4 protein-coding genes are annotated in these 5,559 nt (G+C 65.9%); 3 read left to right on the top strand and 1 reads right to left on the bottom strand.

Annotated features, from left to right (window positions below; genetic code table 11):
* The 3 genes from JWQ89_RS16290 to JWQ89_RS16280 form a co-directional block, all read left to right on the top strand.
* Positions 1-1,006, top strand: a 1,006-nt coding sequence (locus JWQ89_RS16290; RefSeq protein ID WP_299642661.1) for an extracellular solute-binding protein, incomplete at its 5' end; no start/stop codon positions are given.
* A gap of 175 nt (positions 1,007-1,181) precedes the next feature.
* The gene (locus tag JWQ89_RS16285) at positions 1,182-3,146 is read left to right on the top strand and encodes an ABC transporter permease subunit (RefSeq protein ID WP_299642659.1); all 1,965 of its coding nucleotides are present in this window, start codon (positions 1,182-1,184) and stop codon (positions 3,144-3,146) included.
* A gap of 69 nt (positions 3,147-3,215) precedes the next feature.
* The gene (locus tag JWQ89_RS16280) at positions 3,216-4,580 is read left to right on the top strand and encodes an enolase C-terminal domain-like protein (protein WP_299642658.1); all 1,365 of its coding nucleotides are present in this window, start codon (positions 3,216-3,218) and stop codon (positions 4,578-4,580) included.
* 200 nt (positions 4,581-4,780) lie between these two features.
* On the opposite strand, the gene JWQ89_RS16275 is transcribed toward JWQ89_RS16280, so the two are convergent.
* Positions 4,781-5,559: mandelate racemase/muconate lactonizing enzyme family protein (locus JWQ89_RS16275; protein ID WP_299642656.1), on the bottom strand; the 779-nt coding region annotated here is incomplete at its 5' end.

Here is a 5,559-nt window from a genome sequence, read left to right as displayed (position 1 = left end):
CGTGGTCGACGAAGCCGTCAAGCGCTATGGCGAGATCATGCCGGGCCTGAACGCGGCCAAGACCGCCCAGTTCGACGGGCGCTGGGCGGCCATTCCGCTCATCGGCACCACCACGGGCTATTACGTCCGCGGCGACAAGCTCAAGGAAGCCGGCATCGATCCGGCGTCGCTCAAGACGTTCAGCGACCGCCGCGAGGCGGCCCTCAAGATGTCCGGCCCGGACTTCTACGGCTGGGGCGTCACCCCCAACCAGTCCGGCGACGGGTTCGGCTACCTGATCCTGTTGATCCAGTCCTTCGGCGGACACTTCACCGACGACACCGGCCAGATCGTCCAGTTCAACTCGCCCGAGACGGTCGCGGCCTATGAATGGCTGAAGGAAACCTACGACCGGAACGGCAAGTATGCGGCCATGCTGCCGCCAGGCATCGAGAGCTGGACGGATACCTCCAACAACGAGGCCTTCCTCGCCGGCCAGATCGGCTACACGCACAACGCCTTCAGCGTCTATGCGCAGGCCAAGCGCGACAACAACCCGGTCTATCCGAACATCGTGCTGCTGCCGGCGCCCACGGCAAACAACGGCGACAGCCGCGACGGCGGCAATGTCGGCGGGTGGATGACCATCTTCAAGGGCGCGAAGAACGTCGATTTGGCCAAGAAGCTCGCCCTCGACCTGCTCGATCCGGTGAACTTCGGCAAGATCGCTTCGCTCGGCAGCGTGCTGTTCACGCCGGCCTACGCGAACCTGTGGACCGACGAGCTGCTGGCGGGGGATCCGAACCTCAAGATCATCAAGGAGCAGGTCAGCGTCACCAACCCGTTCCTTGGTCAGTCGTGGCCGGCCAACCCGAACGCCGGCGTCGACGCCATCCGCGCCCAGGGCGTACTCGAGCAATCCGTCGCCAACGTCATCTCCGGGCGCATGGCCCCAGCCGACGCGGTGAAGGACGCCCACCAGAAGATGGTCGATATCTTCGAAGAAGGCGGCATGATGCAGCCGTAGGACAGATGTCCAGCGCAAGGGAGGGCGGCGCGACCGCCCTCCCGATTTCGACAGCACAACGTCGGCGGCCGCACTCCTCGAGGGAGCGTGAGAGCGGCTGCCTACGGCGGTTCACGGAGCCCGTTGCATCCGGCCCAATCGCAGCGCGACGTGCCGCATTTGAAGGGGACAGGTGATGGTTGATCAGGCTCACGTAGACAGCACCTTGGTTCGTCCGTCCCGGCCGATGTCGACCTCACGCCGGCTGCGGGGGCTGCTCGGGCGCGACTGGGCCATCGCCATCTGGTTCGTCCTGCCGATGGCGCTGATCATGGTGGGGCTGATCTTCTGGCCGTTCGTCAGCGCCATCCTGATGAGCATGACGACGCTGAACTTCCAGACCGGCGAGACCGTTCAGGTCGGCCTCCGGAACTTCCAGCGGCTGTTCACCAACAGCGACTACCTGCTGGCAATGCAGAACACGATCACCTTCACGCTGTGGTCGCTCAGCATCAAGTTCGTCACCGGCATGACCATCGCCATGATCCTCAACAGCAAGCTGCCGACCCGCGACCTGCTCGCGGCCATCATGCTGTTGCCCTGGATCGTCCCCGAGATCGTGACGGCGCTCGCCTGGAAGAGCATCTACGATCCGCTGTTCGGCGGCCTCAACCCGATCCTCCAGGGCCTCGGCGTCATCAAGCAGCCGCTGGGCTGGCTGTCCGATCCGCAGATGGCGATGGGAAGCGTCATCGCCGTGAATGTCTGGAAGGGGATCCCGTTCTTCACCCTGCTGCTGCTCGCCGGCCTCAAGGCGATCGACAACGAGCAGTTGGAAGCCGCCGAAGTCGACGGCGCCAGCGCCGTGCAGCGCTTCCGCTACGTCACCCTGCCGGGGCTCAAGTACGTCATCATCGTCGTGCTACTGCTCTCCTTCATTTCCACCTTCAACCAGTTCGGCCTCATCTTCCTGATGACCGGCGGCGGGCCGGGCGGCGCGACCAAGCTCTATTCGATCCTCGCCTACGAGAAGGCCATCGGCTCCTTGCAATACGGGCCGGGCAGCGCCATTGCGTTATCCGTAGCGCCCCTGATGGCGATCCTCATCTACTTCCTCGCCAAGACCATGCGACGCGACGAGCGCGTCGCGGCCCTCGACAGCAAGCCCACCATCGGTTCGCGGATCGCCAGAGTGCTGCAGGCGGGGCTCGGCAAGGTGCTCGACGTGTTGTTCTGGCCGTTCGACATGCTGTTCCGCGGCTTGGGCCACGCGGCGACCGCCATCGGCCGCCGCTTCCCCACCCCTCCGGGCAGGAAGTATATCGCGAGGCAGCGCCAGGAGCGCGTCCACATCACGCTGCGGCTGCTGGCGCTGCTGCCCATCCTCGTCTTCGTGCTGTTCCCGTTCTTCTGGGTGATCATCACGTCGTTCAAGACGACGCCGCAAATCAGCGCACGAACCTCGATCTTCTGGCCGGAGCCGTTCACGCTCGACCAATACGTCTCGCTGATCCGGGACTCGCAGTTCCTCGTCTGGCTGCGCAACTCGGTGCTCGTGGCGGCCGTGAGCACGGTGATCTCGGTGATATTCGCGGCGCTCGCCGCCTATGCGCTGACGCGCCTCAAGTTCGTCGGCGCGGGGTTGCTGACGACGTTCATCCTGATCACGTACCTCCTCCCCGGCACGCTCATCTTCATCCCGCTCTACCAGACGCTCAGCGACCTGGGACTGATCAACTCCTATGGTTCGCTCATCGTCACCTACCCGACCTTCCTGATGCCCTTCGCCACCTGGGTGCTGATCGGCTATTTCCGCTCGATCCCGGTTGAGCTCGAGGAAGCGGCAATGATCGACGGGGCGAGCCGCATATATGCCTTCTGGAAGATCACCCTGCCGCTGGCGGCGCCGGCGCTGCTGTCGGTGACGCTGTTTGCCTTCACCAATGCGTGGAACGAGTTCCTCTTCGCCTTCGTGTTCATCACGTCGGAGTCGCTCCGCACCCTGCCGATCGGGCTCCAATCGATGGTGGTGGGCGACATCCTGCCCTGGGGCAAGCTGATGGCGGCATCGTTGTTGACGGCCGTGCCGGTGGCGGTGCTCTACATGTACACCCAGCGCTTCCTCGTCGGCGGGTTGACCGTGGGCGGCGTCAAGGGCTGATATCCGGTTCGGGCGAGGTTCGGTCTCGCCCGATTCCCACGAACATGATCCGGGAGGCCGGTTTCCGGCATGTCTTATCCTGCTCCGAACGAACTGACCCGCCGCGGGTTTTCCGCATCACCGGTGGTGACCGCCATGCGGGTCGTTCCCGTCGCCGGCGAGGACAGCATGCTGCTGAACCTCAGCGGCGCGCATGCCCCGCTGTTCACCCGCAACATCGTCATCCTCACCGACAGCCTGGGCAACCGCGGGCTCGGCGAGGTGCCGGGCGGAGAGGCGATTGCCCGCACGCTCGAAGAGGCGCGCGTGCTGGTCGAGGGCCGGGCGATCGGACAGTACCGCTCGCTGCTGCGGGAAATCGGGGAGGCCTTTGCCGGACGCGACGAGGGCGGCCGCGGCGCCCAGACCTATGACCAGCGCGTCACCATCCATGCGGTCGCGGCGCTCGAATGCGCGTTGCTCGACCTGATGGGGCAGTTTCTCGGCGTGCCGATGGCGGAACTACTGGGCGAGGGCCAGGTGCGCACGAGCGTCCAGATGCTCGGCTATCTGTTCTATGTCGGCGACCGCAGCCGCACGCCGCTCGGCTATCGCGCCAGCCAATCGGGCGACGACTGGGTGCGGCTGCGCGACGAGCCGGCGCTCGACGCCCCGGCCATCGTGCGCCTCGCCGAGGCGGCCGAGGCGCGCTACGGTTTCAGGGACTTCAAGCTCAAGGGCGGCGTGCTGGCGGGCGAGGCGGAGGCCGATGCGATCGAGGCGCTGGCCATACGGTTCCCCGAGGCGAGGCTGACGATCGATCCCAACGGCGCCTGGTCGCTGGACGAGGCCATCCGGATCGCGAGGCGGCTGAAGCCGATCCTCGCCTATGCCGAGGACCCGTGCGGGGCGGAAGCCGGGTTCTCCGGCCGCGAAGTGCTTGCCGAGTTCAGGCGGGCGACCGGCATCAAGGTCGCGACCAACATGATCGCCACCGACTGGCGGCAGCTGGGTCACGCCATCCGGCTCGGCAGCGTCAACATCCCGCTCGCCGACCCGCATTTCTGGACGCCGCATGGCTCGGTCGAGGTGGCGCAGCTGTGCGCGCGCTGGGGGCTCACCTGGGGGTCGCACTCGAACAACCACTTCGACATCTCGCTGGCGATGTTCACGCAAGTCGGCGCCGCGGCGCCCGGCGAGATCACCGCGCTCGACACGCACTGGATCTGGCAGGACGGCCAGCACCTCACGCTCGAGCCGCCGGTGATCCGCGACGGGCAGGTCGCCGTGCCGGAGCGGCCGGGGCTCGGGGTGGAGCTGGATGAGGCGGCGCTGGAGGCGGCGCATGCGCGGTATCGGGCACTGCCGGCGGGCAGCCGGAACGATGCGGCGGCGATGCAGTATCTGATCGAGGGCTGGACGTTCGACCCGAAGCGGCCGGCGCTGGTGCGGTAGAACGCTGACGTTGCCCCGGCGCCTTCTCCCCTTGTGGGAGAAGGTGGCGCGCAGCGCCGGATGAGGGGTCCGCAACGCTAGCGTTGCGCGATCGGAGCGAAGCGACGAGCGACACGGTGCGCGGAGAGAAACCCCTCATCCGCCCTTCGGGCACCTTCTCCCACAAGGGGAGAAGGCGATCACCGTTGGGTCAGTGCAACTCAAGCAAACCACGTCGTCCCCGGATACTGGTGCGCCTTCGCCACTTCCTCGTTGAGCTCCAGTCCGATCCCCGGCCGGTCGCTGATCGCGATCCGTCCGTTCCTGATGATCTCGCCGCCATCGGTGATCGTCGACCAGTAGTCGCGGTTGAACCAGTGGAACTCGAGGACGAGGAAGTTGGGCACGGTGGCGCAGACGTGGGCCGAGGCCATGGTACCGATGGGGGAGGAGACGTTGTGCGGCGCGAAGGGGATCGAGTAGAGGTCCGCCATCTCGGCGATCTTGCGGCACTCCGACAGCCCGCCGCACTTGGGGATATCGGGCATGATGATGTCGACGGCCTGCTGCTCGAGGAGCTTGCGGAACCCGTGGCGGAGATAGAGGTTCTCGCCGGCGCAGATCGGGGTCGAGGTCGAGCGGGTGATCTCGTCCATGACGTCGATGTTCTCGGGCGGCACCGGCTCTTCGAGCCACATCAGCTGCAGGTGCTCGAGATCCTTGGCGAGGCGGATGGCGGAGTGCTTGTCGAGGCGGGTGTGCAGATCGGTGGCAACATCGACCGACTTGCCTGCGGCCTTCACCACCATTTCGGCCAGTTCCACCATGCGGTCATGCTCCCACTTGTTGGGAGTCATGTTGAACTTGTCCTTGTCGTACCAGCCGGTCTCGGACCCCGTGTGGCCATAGGCGCGGATGTCGAGATCGACCTTGAGGGCGGTGAAACCGGCCTCCAGCACCTCGTCGACCACCGCCTGCACCTCGGCCATGTTCATGCCGG

It is taken from the genome of Devosia sp., from assembly GCF_028290645.1.
Taxonomy (GTDB): domain Bacteria; phylum Pseudomonadota; class Alphaproteobacteria; order Rhizobiales; family Devosiaceae; genus Devosia_A.
This window is presented reverse-complemented; position numbering and strand designations above follow the sequence as displayed.